This window comes from Enterocloster clostridioformis, assembly GCF_020297485.1.
Taxonomy (GTDB): domain Bacteria; phylum Bacillota; class Clostridia; order Lachnospirales; family Lachnospiraceae; genus Enterocloster; species Enterocloster clostridioformis.
The window spans coordinates 2,468,707-2,487,781 of record NZ_JAIWZC010000001.1; the positions used below are offsets into that span (position 1 = coordinate 2,468,707).

A 19,075-nucleotide genomic window follows, 5' to 3' on the forward strand; every position below is an offset into this window, starting at 1 on the left:
TGATTCCTTCTTTCATACGTTAATACTCATCTGAAGCGCAAGGGAATAAATAATGCGCTCCTTTACATGTTTCCCAGTCAGCTGTGTCAACGCGCGCTCATAATAGTCCAGCTGGACCCTGTAGCGCTCTGCCAGCATCTTTGCTCCCTGCTTCGGATCTCCTTCCGGCACATGGTCTGTCTTATAATCAATCAGGACCAGTCCGTCCTCCTCCTCCAGATAGGCATCGATGATTCCCTGTATGAGTACCAGCTCATCTGAGTCACCCAGTCCCATTTCCCTGGCAGGTATACCTATGATAAACTGCTGCTCCTTATGGATACGTCCCTCTGACTGTGCCTTCGCCATACGCTTTCCCAAGGGACTGGACAGGAAATTCCAAATGACCTTGGGATTGATGAAGTCATGGGCCTCCTGGTCCAGGAACCCGCCCTCCAGAAGCTTATCCACCACCGGCTTTACCTCTGCCAGGCCGTGTATCTCATGAAAATGGATGTGCTCCAGGACTGCGTGGTATGCGGTTCCGCGCAGGGCTGCCCGGTTTGGACCGGCCGAGACTGTTTTTTTCTGTTCTCCGGATTCCCCGGGGCCGGAGCCTGTCATATCCCGGCTCCCGGTCAGCGCCTTTAACTCACCAAGGGCTATTCCCTCCAGATTACCACTGTCCGTTCCAATGGCATCCTCTGTCCGTCCTATCTGGCTCTGCTTTTTGAGTTCGGATACAGACACCATGGCGTACAGTCCGATATCCGATTCATACGGGTACTCATATTCCAGTACTTCCCTGAGACGTGTTCCGAATGCAGCATCGTACACTCTCTTCCCATCCAGGTTCAGAAGATCTTCCTTTTTCATCTTCCGTATGATTTGCCGGGTGATTTCCTCGCCAATCAGGTCTTTTACCTGAATCTGGCGCATTTCCATATGGGAAGCCGGGATTGCGGGCTGCGCCATAAGGAGCCAGTCCAGACAGGAGTTGGCCGAAGCCAGTATGGTATAGGGCAGCTGGCCCTGGGACAGGGGGATATCCTTCCATTTTCCCAGCTTATTCTCCAGTGACTTATCCGCGGCTGTCATAATCAGCTTTTCCTTTGCCCTGGTCATGGCCACATAGAGCACCCTGAGCTCCTCCCCCATTGTTTCCAGCTCCGTCCGGCGCTTAAGTGCCTGCTTTTTAAGAGTTGGCGCCTTGACCCGCAGCTCCAAATCCAGGAAATCCGCCGCCGCCCCTAAATCCGCATCCAGAAGAATCTGGCCGTACGCATCCTGCTTGTTAAACCGCTTGCCCAGACCTGCCAGAAATACCACAGGAAATTCCAGACCCTTGCTCTTGTGAATACTCATGATGCGCACCGTGTTGTCCTGCTCACCTGCCACACTGGCCTCTCCAAAGTCCGTATCAAATTTCTTCAGTTTTTCAATGTACCTTACAAAATGAAACAGCCCCTTGTAGCTGGTGGATTCATAGGCAGCAGCCTTTTCCACCAGCATGTCCAGGTTGGCCCGTCTCGTCTCCCCGGCCGGCATGGCGGATACGTAATCGTAATATCCGCTCTCCCTGTATACCCGGTACAGCAGCTCATGGATGGGCAGATGTCTCGCCTCCCCCCGCAGCCGTTCCATAAGGACCGACAGCCTTCGGGATTTAAACGATATAGAGTGGGCAGTCTTTACAGGTATGCCGGATAAGCCCACTGTGATCCATCCTTCCTCCAGCCAGAGCTTCCACGCCCCGTATACCCCCCGGTCCTGGCCCTTTTTGGAATTCCGCTTGTAGACGGCCATCATCCAGGCCATCTCCTCATCGTCCATTCCCACAATGGGCGAGCGCATGACTGCGGCCAGCGGAATATCCTGCATGGGATTATCAACAACAGACAGAAGGCTGAGAATCGTCTCCACTTCAACCGTATTGAAGTATCCGGTCCTGGTCTGGGCAAACGCCGGGATGCCTTCATTCATCAGCACATTTACAAACACCTCTGACCATCCGCTCATGCTTCTGAGAAGGATAACCATGTCGCCGTAACGTGCCCTGTGGTAACCTCCCCTGGATTTATCCCACACCAAAATCCCCTGGTCCTCGCTTACCAGCTGGCGTATCCTTCCGGCAATCAGCCGGGCTTCCAGCTCCTTTGCCGTATAATCAAGGGAATCTTCATCCAGCTGTCTCAGTGTGTCCGCGCCCGTATCCACAAGAAGAAGCTCCGTAGGCGTTCCGGCTTTTAAGGAAACCGGTGCTGCTTCCCGGCTGCCGGACTTTCCCGCATCCGCCTCCGGGTCCAAAACCGTTTTCCCGCTCACCTCCTCAAATTTCGCGCCGGGATAAAGGGCTGTCTCAGGCGTATAGGTGATTCCTCCCAGGTTCTTTGTCATGATTTGATAAAACACATCATTGACACTGGTCAGCACAGACTCCCTGCTCCGGAAGTTCTGCTGCAGTTCAATCATCTGGCGCGGTCCCCTTTCCCTGGAATATGTTTCGTATTTATCCATGAACAGCTCCGGCCTGGCCAGACGGAACCTGTATATACTCTGCTTCACATCCCCCACCATGAACACGTTGGGATGGCCGGACCGTTCCCTGGAAATGCCGGTAATCAATGCTTCCTGGACATAGTTGCTGTCCTGATATTCGTCCACCAAAATTTCTTCATACTGCCGGCTCAGCTCGTCTGCCACCTGAGACGGACGGCGGAAAACCGTCTCCTCCCCGTCCCCTGTTTCCTCCCGTTCATACAGAACCTCCAGCGCCAGATGCTCCAAATCATTAAAATCCAGTACGTTCCGCTCCCTCTTGGCATCCCTGTACGCCTGGTCGAACATACCTGTAAGCCTTAAGAGTTCCCGTATGACCGTTCTGGTCCCTCTCATGCTTTCCACCACTTCCTCCGGGCTCTGCTGGCCGTAGAGTTCCCTGCATTTTGCCACGGCCTTCTTGACCCGGTCCCTGCATGCGCTTACAAATGCCTTCTTATCACCGTCAATATCCTTGCTCCGTATGGATGCCAGACGGCCGAAGCTCATATTCTGAAGGCTGTTATACAGGGCTTCAAAGCTTCCTGTGGCCGCGGCCCTTCCTATGGCCTCTATTTTACTCCTGTCGCTTATGAGCATGGGCTCATATGCCAGGGGGCCGTTTTCCTCCAGGCACACCTGAAGTGCTTCCCCCAACTGCCCGGAAAGCTCCTCCATCTGTCTGGCCACATCCTCCATCAGAAAAACCATCCAGGGGCTTTCCTCCATTTCCAGGATGCTTTCCTCCTCCAGCTCCTTCTGACAGGATGCCAGCCATTCCCCCGGCCATGGATGGCTCTGGGAAAACTGCCACGCCTGGAGAATCACATCCTCAATTCCCCGGTCTGATTTTCCGCGGCCGAAATGCTCCACGAATCTGGCAAATTCCGCATCCGCCTCATCGTAGCAGTTTTCCAGCATTTCACCCATACAGTCCCCCCTCAAAAGGGACAGCTCCCCCTCATCCCCCATGCGGAAGGCCGGATCTATGTCCAGGCTGTTATAATGGCTGCGGATGATATTCAGGCAGAAGCTGTCAATGGTGGTAATCTGAGCCTGGGGAATCAGGGCGGCCTGGAGCCACAGATGCTCGTCCTCAGGACGCTCCTTCAGCTTCTGCTCCACCGCGGCGCCTATCCTCTCCCGCATCTCTGCCGCGGCCGCATTGGTAAACGTCATTACCAGCAGCTGGTCAATATCCAGTGGACGGTCTCCTTCGCTTATCATCTGGATGATACGTTCCACCAGCACGGCCGTCTTGCCGCTGCCCGCTGCCGCGGACACCAGTAGGTTCCGGTTCCTGCTGTCTATTACCTCTTGCTGTTTACTGGTCCAATTCACTGCCATCTGTTTCCTCGTCTCCTTCAGCTTCCAATTCCGCCCAGATTTCCTCAGGCTTAAGCCCCTTGAGCTTGCGGTATCCATAGCCTGCTGTCTTGGTGTCAAAACCGCACACAGCATGGTAGGGACAGTAGTCGCAGGCCGTCCTGTTTCCCTGTTTGTAAGGCTTTAAGTCCACATTTCCCATCAGGATATCCTGCCCGGCCTCCCTGAGCTTCCGGTTCACGAACCGGCGCAGGTCCTGGAAGCGTCTGGTGCTGGCCACGGACGAGCGGCTTTCCTGGACATAACCGTCCTTGATTGCTACGGGTATCACATCGGATTCCTTCTCAATCTCCCTGTCCAGATGATGGATAATATCCAGTTCACTGTTTACCAGCCCGTTCATCCTGAGCTGCTTTAATATCTGTTTCTCGATATCCTTTTCATCCATGCCTTCCTGCTTATCCGCTATCGGGTCACCTATGTGGTAGTAGAAGATGCCGGCAGGCACCACCTCCTTGTCCGGGTGTCTCCTCTCCTCCATCTCCACCGCCGCGTCCATATAAACCACCAGCTGGAGCTGCAATCCATAAAACAGGGCGGCCAGGTCAAAGGATGTGGTTCCTGACTTATAATCAATGATCTTCACATAGACATGATCCTCGTCCCTGCACAGGTCCATGCGGTCAATGCGCCCCCGAAGCTGCAGCTCCTCATCCTCTGACAGGCCGATGCGCATGGCCTTCAGGTTATCAATGGCTGAAAAGGACACCTCGAACCCCACCGGCTCAAAATCGCCCTTTTTCACCTGCTCTGCCAGAGCCCATATGGTGCGGTCCGTAATCCGCTCCACCCTTCCTGCCAGGTACGCGTTGCGGGCTGAGCTGGACATGATTGTGTTGCCGTATTCCTCCGTCACCTGGGTCACGCATTCCTTTACAAGGCTCTTTCTCCCCTCTTCGGTCAAATCCCGCCAATCCTGCCCCCTGTCCTTCATACAGGCAAAGCACCTGTCGATGGACTGGTGGAACAGGTTGCCCATGTCCACCGCTTCCAGCTCGTACTCCTGCCTCTCCATCAATTCCAGTCCATACCGCAGGAAATGGGCGTAGGCACAGGAGGCAAACTGTTCCAGACGGGTCACGCTGCCCTGTAGTTCCCTGCCGTAAAGGGCCCTGGCAGCCGCCCGGCCGATTCCCCTTTCCTCATAGGAATAGAAAGCAGCGTCCACCAGCTGCCTCACCTTATCCCGGTGCTCCGCCGATGTATAAAAATGCTGGAAAAGCTGCATAAAGGCCGCTTCCTCCCGCTCCCTGTCATCCTCACCCGGCTCCTGCATTCCCCGGAGTCCCTTTATAAGCAGCTCCCTGGCATCCCTCCCGGTCCGCACCGGCCACTCCACGGAATGCTCGTCCAGGATTTCCATTCCCGGAAACAGCTTTCCCACTTCGCCCATGAGATTGGAGGGTCTCTGGCTCTTGCCGTCCGATGTAAGTCCGGCATAGGTGATCACCAGCTGTCCGGAGGGCTTTGACATCATAAGATACAGGTAAAATTTCTGAATACAGCCATCCTCTTTCACTGTGGGAGCCAGCTCTATATCCATTTTTCTGAGAGCCGCCCTGTCACGGTCCGATAAAAGGCTTGCTCCGCTCTTTCTCTGAGGAACCGTACCCTCGTTCACCCCCACAAAAAACAGTACCTTCACTGCCTCCAGACGGCTTCGGGTGATATCCCCCACCATGACCTGGTCAACCGTGGCCGGAATCACTCCCACCTGGATTTCCTGGAAACCGGCGTCCAGAATCTGGATATAGTTCTTCATGTCCGCCTTTTCCGCCCCCAGCAGTCCTTCCAGCCGTTCAAACAGTTCCAGAACACGGTCATAGACCTGGCCGTATTCCCTGGCCAGGTTCTCATCCCCCGGCTCTCCTCGCTCCAGAAAGAAATCCCTGTATTCCTCCAGCTTTTCCCTCAGCCTCATATGCTCTAAAAATTGGCGCAGGGCTGCCGTGACAGAGGCAATGGTGGCTTCCTCTGCCTTAAAAGCCTCCCGCAGCGGCCGCAGCGGCTCCAGAATCCACATACGGTATCCGTTCAGCTCCTTCATGTTCAGCTTTTCTCCGCCTCTGTACTGCCGTTCCCAACAGGAATCCCAGCGCTTCCACCCCCGGATGCCCAGAGCCCGCACATAATTTTCCAGCCGGTCCGTCATCTGCTCCACATGTTCCCTGGAACCGTCAAATATGTTCTCATCATCTGCCTGTGCGGTGTTCCCGTCCGCTTCTGACTCTATCCGCTTCCCATCCTTCTCATACACCAGACCTGTCTTCAGATACCGGAACACGCTCTCGTAGGAGAAATCCTTCACCATCTCCAGCGCTGCCCGTATCAGCTCCACCATGGGATTTTCCAGAATACTCTTCTTATCATCCAGGAAATAAGGAATCCCGGCCTCATCGAACTGGTGGGCCAGCTCCCGTCCATAGGATGGAAGGTCCCCGGTAATAACGGCAGCATCCCGGTAACGCATCCCTTCCTCCTTTATCATCTGCTCAATCCTGCTGCACACATAGGCTGCCTCCCCTGCCGGGTTGCGTCCCTTGTACACCTGGATGCGCTCCACATTCCCCTCCCAGGTTCTGCCAGAATACCGGTACAGGTTCTGTTCCAGAAAATCCAGCTCCGGGCTCTCATCATACCGCCAGGCCGGACGCCGGTTACAGATTATGTCCTCCTTCTTCGGTATTCCATGCCGCTTTGCCATGGAGGCCACACGGCACACCGTATGGCGGCTCATATAAAAGAGATGCTGGATACTGCTCTCCTTGTAGGCGTTTTCCCTGGAATCAATGGTAACCGTGCACACCACATCCCTGGCGTGCATCAGGAACAGCTCCACCAGTCTGTACTGAACCGGAGTAAAGCCAGTGTATCCGTCCAGAAGAATGATACTGTCCTTAAGGGGCTCCCACCTTGGAAGCTCCCTGCACAGAATGTCCAGAATCTCCTCTGCCGTGATGTAGTGGCTCTCTATATACTCCCTGAAACCGCTGTAAATCACCTCCAGATCCTCCAGCTTCTGGGCCAGAAGAGGGGCGTCCGTCTCCCCCCGCACCTCTCTCAGCATGTCCGGCGTGATACCGTACTGGGACAGCTCCGAAATCTGGGACTTAAGCTGGCTGATGAAGCCGGACTGCTCCAGATGGCCCTTATAGAGGGACAGCTTTCCTCTCTTTAATCCTGCCACCTTGCGCAGCACCATGGATTTTCCCATATCATCCAGAACAACCGGGATTCTGACTCCCAGGTCCTCGAATACCCGGTAAGCCAGACGCTTAAAGCTGAGGATGTCTATATTCATAATCCCGTGTCTGGGGTGGAGCCGGATGATTTCCTTCTGTGTCTGCATGGTAAACTGCTCCGGCACCACCACCAGGTACTTTTGTTCCGGATGCTCCATGGACTCCCTTATGACCCTGTCATAGAGCATCCTGGTCTTTCCCGAGCCTGCCCCTCCCAATATGAACTGTAACGCCACGTTTTCTCTCTCCTTCCGGCAGGCGGGACAACGAAAACTTCTCATATTTTCCCGCTCTGCCACATAAGCTTTAACAAACTATCTTAGAGGTCCTGACTATGAGCTCTAAAACCAAAATTGTGGTACTAAGGATGAAGGAAATCATCTACACCGCAATCTTCGTAGGCCTTGCCATCCTTTTAATTACCCTCTGTTTCATCATGTTCCGGCCTGGGAAGGACAACGTTTCCGTTTCCGCTGAACCTGCAGGCTACCTGCCGGGCGTATACAGCGCGGCCCTGACCCTTGGCAGCGAAGATGTGAATGTAAAGGTAACTGTGGATGCCAACCGCATCACCTCCATTGACCTGGTTCCATTAAGCGAAGCCGTCACAACCATGTACCCGCTGATGCAGCCCACCCTGAATGACCTGGCCGGCCAGATTATAAGCAATCAGTCCACGGAGAACCTTACATATCCCAGCACCTCCCGCTATACCTCCACGGCCCTGTTAAATGCCATCAATACGGCGCTGGACAAAGCAAAAGTGGATTAATAAAAGCGGGCGGATGTATCCCAAAGCACTCCGGCACGTCTTAAAGCTCCTGCCCCATATCATGAAGGCGGGGGCTTTTCTGACGTACCAAAATGTAAAAAAACGGCAGATTGCTCTACCGTCTTATCCTGCAAAAGAATATGTTTTATCGTACCATGTTTCCCGACCTGTGTCAAGTTAGCAAACACACGTTTAGTCCCTTTCCCAGCCGTGCAGGGACGTTTAAGCCCCTGGACCCAGATAGATATAGGGGTACATGGTTCCGTCCTTTATGCGCACGCCCATAAGCCTGGGAGATTCTTTGGCAAAAACAGCTTCCTCTTCCTGCCCTATGCCAGGCAGACAGGCTTCCATACATAACCGTCAGTTAAGAAAATCCTCCCGCTGTTTAACGGCTCCTCCATTGCGCAGCGCCTTTCTATGGTCTATACTAACTATATCCGGCCGGACAATTATGTTATACAGAGGAGATTATTATATGGAAATTAAATTAGGCCCGCGCATTGCATCACTGCGCAAATCCAAATCTATGACGCAGGAACAGTTAGCCCTTGCCCTGGGCGTGTCGCCTCCTGCTGTCAGCAAATGGGAGACAGGTGCCTCCTGTCCGGACATTGCTCTTTTATGCCCTCTGGCCCGCGCCCTGGGAACCAATGTGGATACCCTGCTGCAGTTCGAGGAAACCCTTACAGAAGAACAGATTGATGCCCGGCTGAATGAAATCGTTGAGACAGCCCGGAATCAAGGGTATGAAGCCGCGGACGGCATGGTACAATCGCTTCTGCATACCTATCCCTCAAGCATCCCCTTAAAATCCAGGGCAGTTACCTTGTTTGACCTGTTCGCGATGCTGTTTCCCGCCCAGCCCCAGCAGATTAAGGATGGCTGGATTAAGCAGAAGAAACAGCTTCTGGAGGACGTGCGTGCAAGCGGTGCCGCGGCCTTCTGGCAGGCAGCGGTATCCCACCTGGCTTCCATCACCATAGTGGAAGGCGAGCTGGAGAAGGCAGAGAGCCTTTTAAAGGAACTGCCCCAGCACAGCACTGACTCCACCTCTATCTGGGCAATGCTGTACCTGAAAAAAGGAGAAGCACCCCAGGCCTTGGAGGTCATACAGAAACGCCTGTATGTGCTGACACGCCAGGTACAGAGCTTCCTGACTCAGATGATGAACCCGGAAATGACCCCTGACACCGCAAGGACACTGGAACTGTGCGTCATTTACCGCCAGCTGGAAGAACTGCTGGGCGTGGGAAATGGCATGAGCCCGGGCTTCTTTGCCCAGGCTTACCAGCGGGCCGGAAAAGACCAACAGGCATTGGACAGCATGATTCAGTTTGTGGACGCCATCACCGGCACGGTCCAGAAGCCTAATCCCATCCTGTTCTCTCCTGCGGTAAAGATAGATGGGGAACATCCTGCCGCCACAAAGGAAATGCGTGAACTGCTCCTTAAGGGTCTGCTGGAGGATGAGTACTATAAACAGTTTCTGAATGATGAACGGTTCCAGGCTGCAGTGGATAAGCTCAGGGGCAGCATCCAAGAAGAGACGGCCTGAGCATCCGATATAGCAAAAGGACAGCCGCGCGGTAAAAATACCCTGCGGGCCGTCCTTTTTTACATCTTTTACCTATTTGCATTAAAATAAGAAACTTTCTTACTGTGTCAATTCCATCCTGGTGCCCCTCCTGCTGCGTCACAATCCCTCTGAGCAGGATTGTCTTCCAAAGACTCACCATGGATTTAATGAAACAAATCAGCAGCGGATTCCCGTTTGCCTCGGCTATGCAGATAAGGGAGCGGCGGTCCGCGTCATTCCCGACAAATCCCCATCCTCTCACCAAAGATGTCTTATCAGGAATTCCTATTATCTTTCCTTTCGGAATTTCTTACTTTTAAACACATACACATGGGCAGCCAATGTGGCTCCGAACACAACCAGCAAAATGGTTTCCACCCCATCCGGAAACCGGTTAAATCCCACTCCGAAGCTGCAGGCAGCGTCCACAAGGAAGATCCATTTCTCCATCTGGAACACCTTCTTCAGGTCGAAGTCCTCCTTTTTGGTGGAGCAATACATCCATCTTCCAGCCCTTATGCCTTTACTGTACTTGTATGGTTCTGCTCCACAAACCTGCGGATGTTGGAAGCATTGGCAAACTTTTGTACGATGCCGTCGCTGACAATCACCAGGGTAGGCGCCTGCATGATGCCGAATTTTTCTGCCAGGTCAGGACGCTCCTCCGCGTCGATAATCTGGTAATCCTGTCCCTTCAGGAACTCCTTGGCCGATACACAGTTGGGGCAGGTTTTGGTGGTAAAGAGATACAGGCGGGCTGAGGCGCCTCCCTTTTCCTTCCCCTGGTGGGAAACCTCTGTTCTGGCACTGTTGGCCCGTTCCCTGGTATCTGCCACGATTCTGGACACGCCATGCTTTAACTGGGATCGGCCTATGTTGTAGTTGGTACGGTTCTTGTACTCCTGGGTCTTGCCTTCGTTCCAGTTCTGAACCGGACGGTAGTAGCCGGTAATACGGCTGTAGACCTCTGCCTTCTCCCCGCAGATAGGACAGGTGAAATGCTCCCCAATCAGGTATCCGTGGCACTTGCAGATGGAATATGTAGGCGACAGCGTATAGTAAGGCAGCTTATAGTTCTCAGCCACCGTGCGCACCAGGTTGGCCGCGGCCTTCCAGTCAGGCATCTTCTCACCCAGGAACGCGTGGAACACGGTTCCCGATGTGTACAGGGTCTGAAGCTCATCCTGGATGTCCAGAGCGTCAAATACATCCTCCGTATAATCCACGGGAAGATGGGAGCTGTTGGTGTAATACGGCGTATCCCCCTCTGCCCCGGCAGTGATAATGTCGGGATAGCGCTGCTTGTCATGCTTGGCCAGACGGTAGGTGGTGGACTCAGCCGGCGTAGCCTCCAGGTTGTAAAGGTCGCCGTACAGCTCCTGGTAATCCGACAGCCGTTCCCTCATATGGTTCAGCACGTTCTTGGTGAACTCCTGGCATTCCCTGTGGGTCAAGTCCTTTCCGACCCATCTGGCATTAAGGCCTGCCTCGTTCATGCCTATGAGGCCGATGGTGGAAAAATGATTCTCAAAGGTACCCAGATATCTCTTGGTGTAAGGATACAGGCCCTGGTTCAAAAGCTTTGTTATGACCTGGCGCTTGGTCTTTAAGGAACGGGCAGACACATCCATCATGTGATCCAGCTTTGCATAGAAGTCAGCCTCGTCCTTGGCCTGGTAAGCGATTCTCGGCATGTTGATGGTCACGACGCCCACGGAACCGGTGCTCTCGCCGGAGCCGAAGAATCCGCCTGTCTTCTTGCGCAGCTCTCTGAGGTCCAGACGGAGACGGCAGCACATGCTGCGGACATCGCTGGGCTGCATATCGCTGTTGATATAGTTGGAGAAGTAGGGCGTTCCGTACTTGGATGTCATCTCAAACAAAAGCCGGTTGTTCTCTGTATCTGACCAGTCAAACTCATTGGTAATGGAATACGTGGGGATGGGGTACTGGAATCCCCGTCCATTGGCATCGCCTTCAATCATGGTCTCGATGAACGCCTTGTTAATCATGTCCATTTCCTTCTTGCAGTCTTTATACTTGAAGTCCATCTCCCTGCCGCCTACAATGGCATTCATCTCTGCCATGTCATTTGGAACAGTCCAGTCCAGGGTGATATTTGAGAAGGGCGCCTGGGTGCCCCAGCGGCTGGGGGTGTTCACTCCGTAGATAAAGGACTCAATGCACTTTTTTACCTCCGGGTAGGTTAAATTATCTGCCTTCACAAAGGGAGCAAGGTATGTATCAAAGGAAGAAAATGCCTGGGCTCCGGCCCATTCATTCTGCATGATTCCCAGGAAGTTAACCATCTGGTTACAGAGTACGGACAGGTGCTTTGCCGGCGAGGAGGTGATCTTTCCCGTGATGCCTCCCAGGCCCTCCATAAGGAGCTGCTTTAAGGACCAGCCCGCACAGTATCCTGTGAGCATGGACAAATCGTGGATGTGGATGTCCGCGTTGCGGTGTGCCTCCGCTATCTCCTGGTCGTAAATCTCGCTGAGCCAATAGTTGGCTGTCACGGCGCCTGAGTTGCTGAGAATCAGCCCTCCCACAGAATAGGTAACCGTGGAATTCTCCTTCACGCGCCAGTCCTCCACCTTCACATAGCTGTTCACCACATCCTTGTAATCCAGAATCGTGCTGTTCATGTTCCGTATCTTTTCCCGCTGCTTCCTATATAAAATGTAGGCCTTCGCCACATCTGTATATCCGGTCTGTTCAAGAACGTGCTCCACGCTGTCCTGGATTTCTTCCACAGAAATCTTTCCATCCTTCATCTTATTCTGAAAATCCGCAGTCACCCTCAAGGATAATAACTCCAGAATCTCATTGTTGTAATCTTTGGAGGTTGCCCTGAATGCCTTCTTGATGGCCTCTGTTATCTTATTCAGACTAAACTCGGCAACTTCCCCATCCCTTTTAACTACCTGAATCATGCCACTTGCTCCTTTCAACCCACGTACACTTTATTCAACTCTTTTTCCGCGTCTCTTAAACCCGGAATGACACAGCTGTCTCACGGCTGTGAAAACGCAGGGCCCGCCCCATATGGAGCGAGCTACGCACTCATTATAGCAGATGGAAATGCAAAACACAATATCTATGAATAACATTTTATATTATCCCAGATATTGTGTCTTATTAACTGTACTTATAACCACTTTTCCCAGATCCCCGCAAAGTCGCATACCTGCGTGGTTTTCCGGACAGGGGGCATTTTAATTAAATTCCACTCAATTCAGTCGGAATAAAGCTTTCCAAAAAGCTCTGCCGGCACATATGCCTTTACCGCGATTCCGTCCTCCTGGTATTCCTCCTCCAGAAGCTGGCCATACTTACGGATGGTCTGAATGCGTCCGGCCCGGCTGTATGGGAATACCTTTTCCAGCAGAATCCGTCTGCTGCGTATAATGGCCTGGAGCACCTTCTGCAGCTCTTCCATCCCCTCTCCGGTCCTGGCTGAAATCCGCACCTGGTAGTCCGATAAGAAATCCCTGGGTATCTGCATGACACTGCTGTCCCCCATGGCCTCCAGCTCACGGAACCGGTCCACCTTGTTGAACACAGTGACTATGGTCTTATCCACAATCTCCAGTTCCTTCAGCGTCTCCTTCACCACATGCATCTGCATGTCCATCTGGGGATTGGAGCAATCCACCACATGCAGGACGATATCGCTGTAGCGCGCCTCCTCCAATGTACTCTTAAAGGCCTCAATCAGATGATGGGGAAGCTTGCGGATAAATCCTACGGTGTCTGTAAGCAGTATCTGCTGTCCATCCTCCAGGGTATAGCTTCTGGTCGTGGGGTCCAGCGTGGCGAAAAGCTTATCCTCCGCCAGGATTCCCGCTCCGGTCAGACGGTTGAGCAGGGTGGACTTTCCCGCATTGGTATAGCCCACAATCGCTGCGGAAAGAGCAAAATTCTTCTCTCTCTGCTGCCTGGTCACCTCCCGGTGGCGCTTCACGTCCGCCAGCTCTTCCTTAAGCTGCCCGATTCGCTGGTGGATAAGCCTGCGGTCTGTTTCCAGTTTTTTCTCGCCGGGCCCTCTGGTGCCTATGCCGCCTCCCAGACGGGACAGGGAATTACGCATGCCCACCAGACGCACGGCTCTGTATTTTAACTGGGCCAGCTCCACCTGAATCTTACCCTCCCTTGTACTGGCCCGGGAAGCAAAGATATCCAGTATGACCATGGTCCTGTCCATAACCTTGGTGTCCAGGGCATCTTCCAGGTTCCTGAGCTGGGCCGGTGACAACTCATCGTCGCAGATGACGCCTGTGGCCCGGGTATCCCATAACAGCTCTCTCACCTCGTCTATCTTTCCCTTCCCCAGGTAAGTACCCGGATGGACCTTTTCCCGGTTCTGGATGATTCTGGCCACAGTCACGGCTCCGGCCGTGGAGGCCAGCTCCTCCAGCTCGTCCAGGGAAGCAGGCGTGTCCTCCTCCTCAGCAGTGCTCACCGCCACCAGTATTACCTTTTCCTGAAATTCACTCAAATCAATTAATTCCGCCATTCCTACCTCGTCTTCAAAAATGCAATCTCATGCTCCGCGTCTTCATCGGAACCAAACTCCTTCACAAAGTCCTCAAACATTGCCAGGGCTTTATCATACTGCTGTAAGTGTTCGCAGGCAACGGCCCGGTTATACGAAAGCTCCTTCAAAAGTTCCCTGGAACCGTCCGCCTGCGCCACTCCTGCCGGCGCGCTTTCCCCGTTTACCGTTTCTCCGCTTTGCGTTGTCCCGGCGTCCCCATCCTTTGTTTCTTTTTTGTCAGTCTCTTTGCCTGTTTTCCGGTCTTTCTCCTGGAGAGCCGAAGCCTGGGCAGCAGCCGCTACCTGGTACCCTTTGTCAAATGAATCATAAGCACTCTGGTAATCCTGCGCAGCCATCTGGCATAGACCCATTTGATTATAGATTTCACCATGTTCCATCCCATCCTTAAGTGCATTTTCATAAAGCGCCATGGCCTTATCGTATTCCTTCGCATCCACGCAGGCGCTTCCGGCGGCCAGAAGGGCCTCCTGCCTGCCGGGCACCGGCTTGTCCTTCTTATCCAGCGCTTCCGCCTCCTGATAGCGCTTAATGGCATTATCCGTATCTCCCAGCCGGGCATGGCAGCTGCTCTGCCTGTACATATACTCCGGTGTGTCCGGCCTCATCTCCAGGAGAAGATCATAGGTGTGGATAGCCGCATTATAATCCTTTAACAGGAACTCTGCGTCCGCCCTGTATAAGAGCACATCCCGGTTAAACTCCTCTGCTCCCTTGCCGGACTTTTCAAGGGCCGTATCAAAGGATCCGATGGCACCTGCATAGTCCCCTGCATCCAGCTTCTCTATGCCCTCTGCGCGGAACTGGCGTTTCCTGGAGGTGGTCATGTGTGCCACCAGCCGGAATGTTCCCACTGCAATCAGCCCCACGAGAAAGATGCAGATTGCCCATGCAATGACTGCCCTGATAATCCGGTTTTTCCTGCGGCGCCTGCGGGCTGCGTTAGAGACCGGCCTTTTGCCTCCGTATCCAGGGTGCTGCCCCTTTGGCTGGGGCTTTCGCCCGCTGCTGTATGACCTCTGTCCACGACTTCCCATATATTCTACCTACCTTGCATCCGTACTTCCAAAACCGCCGTTGCGCACATCACTGCATTCATCGTCCACGGTGATGCCGTAGGGAATGAAAATTCCCTGGGCGAATCCCACGCCCTGTCCCAATTCCACGGTCTTTCCCTCCCTGGAATCATTGGTTACCTTAATGAACATATGACCTTCATTATCTGAATAAAAATAGTCGCTGTCAATGATTCCCACCGTGTTGTTCAGCTGGAGCCTGAATTTAAATCCCAGGCTGCTGCGGGGAAAAATCTGAAGCACCCAGCCCGCGTCAATCTCTGCCCTGATGCCGGTGGGGACCTTCATGTTCTCACCAGGAGCCAGGGTAAGGGGGACCGGGGTAAAGAAATCATATCCGGCGGAGCCGGACGTGGCCCTGGCCGGAAGCCGGATTCCTTCATAAATATGTATTATCTCTTCCTCCGGCGTATCCGGGAAGGTATCGGCCCAATCTGCCTTAAACTGTTCAAAACTAACTTTATGAAATTTCGCGATTCTCTGCATAATTTTCTCCTGTCTCTTTCATACTTTTACAAGTCTATCATAATCCCATGGAATTTTCTACTTTATTTTTTATTCCTTCTTTATTAGAAACTTTGATATATTCATTTTCATTACAATCATATAGGAACTTCACTTTTAGAAGTATTACACCGAACAGAGGGACATCTATGAAAATTTCCTACAATTCCCAGCCACAGAGAAATCTGATTGGCAATCAGATTTTTAAGCTGCGCAAGAGCAAAAAACTATCCCAGAAGGAAATGGCTGCCCAGCTCCAGGTGCAGGGCTATTATTTCAGCGAACTGACCATCCTCAGAATTGAGAAAGGCAAACGCCTTGTGACGGACATTGAGCTCAAGATACTTTGCGACTATTTCCATATCACCCCCAACGACCTGCTGGGATACGGAGATGACGGCCGTCTGGTATAGCAATGCACTGTACGTGTATTTATGCATTATATAGTGAATTCCCCCACTACTACATTTCAGCCTAATGTTTTTTTTACCTCTGGGATACAATAATACAAAAGATTTTGTAGATAATAGACAATGGTGGTGAAAACATGATGAGTTATGAACTGGAGCGCATAGAAGAACTTTGCAGAGAGCGTGGGTGGAGTCATTACCGCCTGGCACTGGAGATGGATACTTCCCCTAACAATATAGGCAACCTGTTCAGACGTACCACGGTTCCCAGTATACCGACCATACGGCGTATCTGCGAAGTCATGGGGATAACCATGGCCCAGTTCTACAGCACCGATGGCGTACAGGTTACCCTGAACGAACAGCAGAGGCGGATTATGGACCTGTATGATAAATTGGACCCTTTGGATAAATCAAAGGCAGAAGCCTACATGGAAGGACTGTCGGCCAAGGCAAAGGATATATAGCGGTAAAACGGCAGTCAAAAGCAGCCCCGGACCGGCGTATGGGAATTCCCCCATGCCGGCTGGGCTGCTTTTTTCGTGTTTTATATGTTTTTTTGCACTTTAGCTTCGTTTTTCTGTTTTCCTTACCTGTCTTTCTCACTGGTAAAATCATGGTAATATATCCATAAATCGGCAAATAATCAGGATAAAACACATCATGGGGCACGGTCCAAAAACATCCTCAGCCATCCCGCCGCGTCAAGGAAGGACCTTCATCAGAGCCAGGGCCATCAGCAGAACGCCGCTAATCCATGACAGGTCGCACCGGAAACGTGAAGCCACCTTGCGCCCCAGCCACAGGCCGCCGTACATCATACAAACTCCCACGGCAAAGGACAGAGCCAGGGTTGCGGCCACGGGAATATCCAACAGAGCCGCCATGGTTCCGGCCACCAGACTGTCAATGGACATGGCCAGAGCCAGGAATACGGTCTCCTTCCACCCAAGGGACTGGGAGCCGTCCACGTCCGCTGCCATGGGGTCTCCGTAAATATTTACTATAACCTTCAGTCCTGACAGGGAAAAGCTGAGATTACGGCGGATACAGCAATGGCGGTTGATATAGGCCTTGATGCTGTAATCCAGGAACTTGATGAATCCCAGCAGAAACAGGCTTACAAAGCAGATGATCCTGGTCACATCCCCCGGAAGGACAGAACTTATAACGCTGCCCAGCCCCAGAGCCAGGCCCAGGCATCCGCTGCATATACCATTTAACAAAACTACCTTTCCCCAGCCCACATGGACCCGGTTGGCTCCATATGCGAGGCTGGCCACACAGGTATCTGTACAGAGAGCAAATACTAAAATCAGACTTCCAAGCATGATATCAACTTTTTCTTTTTATTTTAGTATATTCCTCATGTACTGCTTTGGGAATCTCCTCCGTGTACAAACACGGGGTATCATACATTCAGACTTCAGACTTCCTCTGCTGTCACGGCAGCCTCCTCTGACGCTTCCCCTGACGCTCCCTCCAATCCTTTTGCAGCCTCAGCCGTCAGCTCCTCCAGCTTAAGCTGCAACTCCTCTTCCACCTCTGCCTTGATTTCCGCTTCCTGCTCAGGACCCAGGTCCGGCAAATCCTGGACCGATCCCACGCCGAACCTGCGCAGAAATTCCTCTGTGGTGGCAAAAAGGGCCGGCCGGCCCGGCGCGTCCAGACGGCCCGCCTCGTAGACCAGATTATATTCCACCAAACGGTTTACCGCATGGTCAGACTTGACGCCGCGTATCTTCTCAATCTCCATCTTGGTTACAGGCTGCTTATAAGCAATGATGGACAGGGTCTCCAGCACCACTTCCGTCAACACCTGCTTCTTAGGGGCGGACGCCACCCGTATCAGGTTTTCATAGTAGGCTGCCTTGGTACACATCTGGTAGCTGTCCTCCAGCTGGGTTATCTCCATGCCGCTTCTGGCTGACCGGTACCGTTTTATCAGGCGTTCCACCGCCTTCCTGGCCACTTCCTCCGGCTGGCCGATGGCTGCGGCCAGCTGACGAAGCTCCACCGACCTTCCCATGGTAAAGAGCACAGCCTCTATGACTGCCTCCTGCTCTTTTTCATCCTCTGTGGGGGGAAAGGCAAGCTCCATCTTCCCTTCCTTCTCCTTTGCTTCTCTTTTCTCACTTCCGGCCAGCTTTCCGGTTCGGGTTTCAACCACACCGGCCCCGGCCTCCAGTGCCTCTATTCTGTCTTGACCTCTCATACGCTTCCATCCATCATCCTTCAAAATCACCCAGCTGGGCCAAATCCAGCTCCTCTTCCTCGCCTTCCTGCTCCAGCGTCTCTATGTCCATATCCCCAAAGGTCTCCTCCTGGCTCAGATGAATCTTTCCTATCTTCATCAGCTCCAGCACTGCCAGGAAGGTGACCACCACCTCCAGCTTGTCCGGCTGGCCCTCCATGAGTTCCCTGAAGCTGAATCTGCGCTTCCTCCTGGCGTAGCTCAGTACGTTGCCTATCTTCTGTTCCAGGCTTACGGGTTCCCTGTGTATGGTTCCGAAATTGCTTCGGATAGGGTCTATCTTATCCTCCTTGCGCTTCATTACCTGCTCAAAGATTCTCTGAAGCTTAGCCAGCGTAAGCCCGTCCAAAAGCTTGTCCAGGTCCACCGGAGGCTCGTATTTCGCCACCTCAGGCGGCAGGGTGGATGGCTTGTAGAGATGCTTCAGGGCCCCATCCTCCCGGTCAGCCAGTTCATCTGCCATCAGCCTGTATTTCTTATATTCCAGCAGGCGCATAACCAGCTCTGCCCTGGGATCTATTTCCTCTCCTTCCTCATCCACTTCCTTGGGAAGGAGCATCTTGGCCTTGATGTCAAGCAGAGTGGCCGCCATCACCAGGAACTCGCTGACAATGTTTAAGTCCTCTCGCTCCATATGGCGCACATAATCCAGATACTGGGCCGTGATTTCCACAATAGGAATATCGTATATGTTTATCTTATTTTTCTCAATGAGATGGAGCAGCAGGTCCAGAGGACCTTCAAAATGCTCCAGCTTATAGGATATGGTTTCCATTC

General features: G+C 52.8%; 15 protein-coding genes. 4 read left to right on the top strand and 11 right to left on the bottom strand.

All coding sequences use genetic code 11. The features are described 5' to 3' along the window. Window positions 1–12 precede the first annotated feature (12 nt). On the bottom strand, window positions 13–3,864 hold the full coding sequence (addA, locus tag LA360_RS12435) for a helicase-exonuclease AddAB subunit AddA (RefSeq protein ID WP_112482025.1): 3,852 nt from the start codon (window positions 3,862–3,864) through the stop codon (window positions 13–15). Further along, entirely contained in the window at window positions 3,842–7,426 is a 3,585-nt protein-coding gene (addB, locus tag LA360_RS12440) for a helicase-exonuclease AddAB subunit AddB (protein ID WP_112482027.1), read from the bottom strand. The genes addA and addB overlap by 23 nt, the downstream gene beginning before the upstream one ends. Window positions 7,427–7,479: 53 nt before the next feature. Between addB and LA360_RS12445 the strand changes: the two genes are divergently transcribed. After that, window positions 7,480–7,917, top strand: coding sequence for an FMN-binding protein (locus tag LA360_RS12445; RefSeq protein WP_022200995.1), 438 nt, complete (start codon window positions 7,480–7,482; stop codon window positions 7,915–7,917). Between the two features lie 222 nt (window positions 7,918–8,139). Here LA360_RS12445 and LA360_RS29670 read toward each other — a convergent pair whose 3' ends face one another. Continuing rightward, window positions 8,140–8,271: a hypothetical protein gene (locus LA360_RS29670; RefSeq protein WP_263870227.1), complete on the bottom strand. Its 132-nt coding sequence runs from the start codon at window positions 8,269–8,271 to the stop codon at window positions 8,140–8,142. 124 nt (window positions 8,272–8,395) lie between these two features. Between LA360_RS29670 and LA360_RS12450 the strand changes: the two genes are divergently transcribed. After that, the gene (locus LA360_RS12450; protein WP_112482029.1) at window positions 8,396–9,475 is read left to right on the top strand and encodes a helix-turn-helix domain-containing protein; all 1,080 of its coding nucleotides are present in this window, start codon (window positions 8,396–8,398) and stop codon (window positions 9,473–9,475) included. A gap of 309 nt (window positions 9,476–9,784) precedes the next feature. On the opposite strand, the gene LA360_RS12455 is transcribed toward LA360_RS12450, so the two are convergent. The 5 genes from LA360_RS12455 to LA360_RS12475 all read right to left on the bottom strand — a co-directional run bounded on the left by LA360_RS12455 (window position 9,785) and on the right by LA360_RS12475 (window position 15,616). Next, window positions 9,785–9,997 carry a hypothetical protein gene (locus tag LA360_RS12455; protein ID WP_022200885.1) on the bottom strand — a complete coding sequence of 71 codons (213 nt, stop codon included), beginning with the start codon at window positions 9,995–9,997 and terminating at the stop codon, window positions 9,785–9,787. Window positions 9,998–10,011: 14 nt separating this feature from the next. Further along, window positions 10,012–12,432 carry a ribonucleoside triphosphate reductase gene (locus tag LA360_RS12460; RefSeq protein WP_022200884.1) on the bottom strand — a complete coding sequence of 807 codons (2,421 nt, stop codon included), beginning with the start codon at window positions 12,430–12,432 and terminating at the stop codon, window positions 10,012–10,014. A 302-nt stretch (window positions 12,433–12,734) separates the two neighbouring features. Further along, window positions 12,735–14,015: a GTPase HflX gene (hflX, locus tag LA360_RS12465; RefSeq protein WP_112482030.1), complete on the bottom strand. Its 1,281-nt coding sequence runs from the start codon at window positions 14,013–14,015 to the stop codon at window positions 12,735–12,737. A gap of 2 nt (window positions 14,016–14,017) precedes the next feature. Further along, window positions 14,018–15,091, bottom strand: a complete 1,074-nt coding sequence (locus tag LA360_RS12470) for a tetratricopeptide repeat protein (RefSeq protein WP_089776542.1) — start codon at window positions 15,089–15,091, stop codon at window positions 14,018–14,020. Window positions 15,092–15,100: 9 nt separating this feature from the next. After that, window positions 15,101–15,616, bottom strand: a complete 516-nt coding sequence (locus tag LA360_RS12475; RefSeq protein ID WP_002586999.1) for a dUTP diphosphatase — start codon at window positions 15,614–15,616, stop codon at window positions 15,101–15,103. Between the two features lie 167 nt (window positions 15,617–15,783). Here LA360_RS12475 and LA360_RS12480 point away from each other — a divergent pair, with 167 nt between their 5' ends. Continuing rightward, a complete protein-coding gene (locus LA360_RS12480; protein WP_057571735.1) occupies window positions 15,784–16,047 on the top strand; it encodes a helix-turn-helix transcriptional regulator in 264 nt (87 codons plus the stop codon). A 134-nt stretch (window positions 16,048–16,181) separates the two neighbouring features. Then, window positions 16,182–16,511, top strand: coding sequence for a helix-turn-helix domain-containing protein (locus tag LA360_RS12485; RefSeq protein WP_002586997.1), 330 nt, complete (start codon window positions 16,182–16,184; stop codon window positions 16,509–16,511). 237 nt (window positions 16,512–16,748) lie between these two features. Here LA360_RS12485 and LA360_RS12490 read toward each other — a convergent pair whose 3' ends face one another. The 3 genes from LA360_RS12490 to LA360_RS12500 form a co-directional block, all read right to left on the bottom strand. Beyond that, entirely contained in the window at window positions 16,749–17,375 is a 627-nt protein-coding gene (locus LA360_RS12490; protein ID WP_022200881.1) for a manganese efflux pump, read from the bottom strand. 95 nt (window positions 17,376–17,470) lie between these two features. After that, window positions 17,471–18,259: an SMC-Scp complex subunit ScpB gene (gene scpB, locus LA360_RS12495; RefSeq protein ID WP_089776560.1), complete on the bottom strand. Its 789-nt coding sequence runs from the start codon at window positions 18,257–18,259 to the stop codon at window positions 17,471–17,473. A gap of 13 nt (window positions 18,260–18,272) precedes the next feature. Next, window positions 18,273–19,073, bottom strand: a complete 801-nt coding sequence (locus LA360_RS12500; protein WP_089776543.1) for a segregation and condensation protein A — start codon at window positions 19,071–19,073, stop codon at window positions 18,273–18,275. Between the last annotated feature and the right edge of the window lie 2 nt (window positions 19,074–19,075).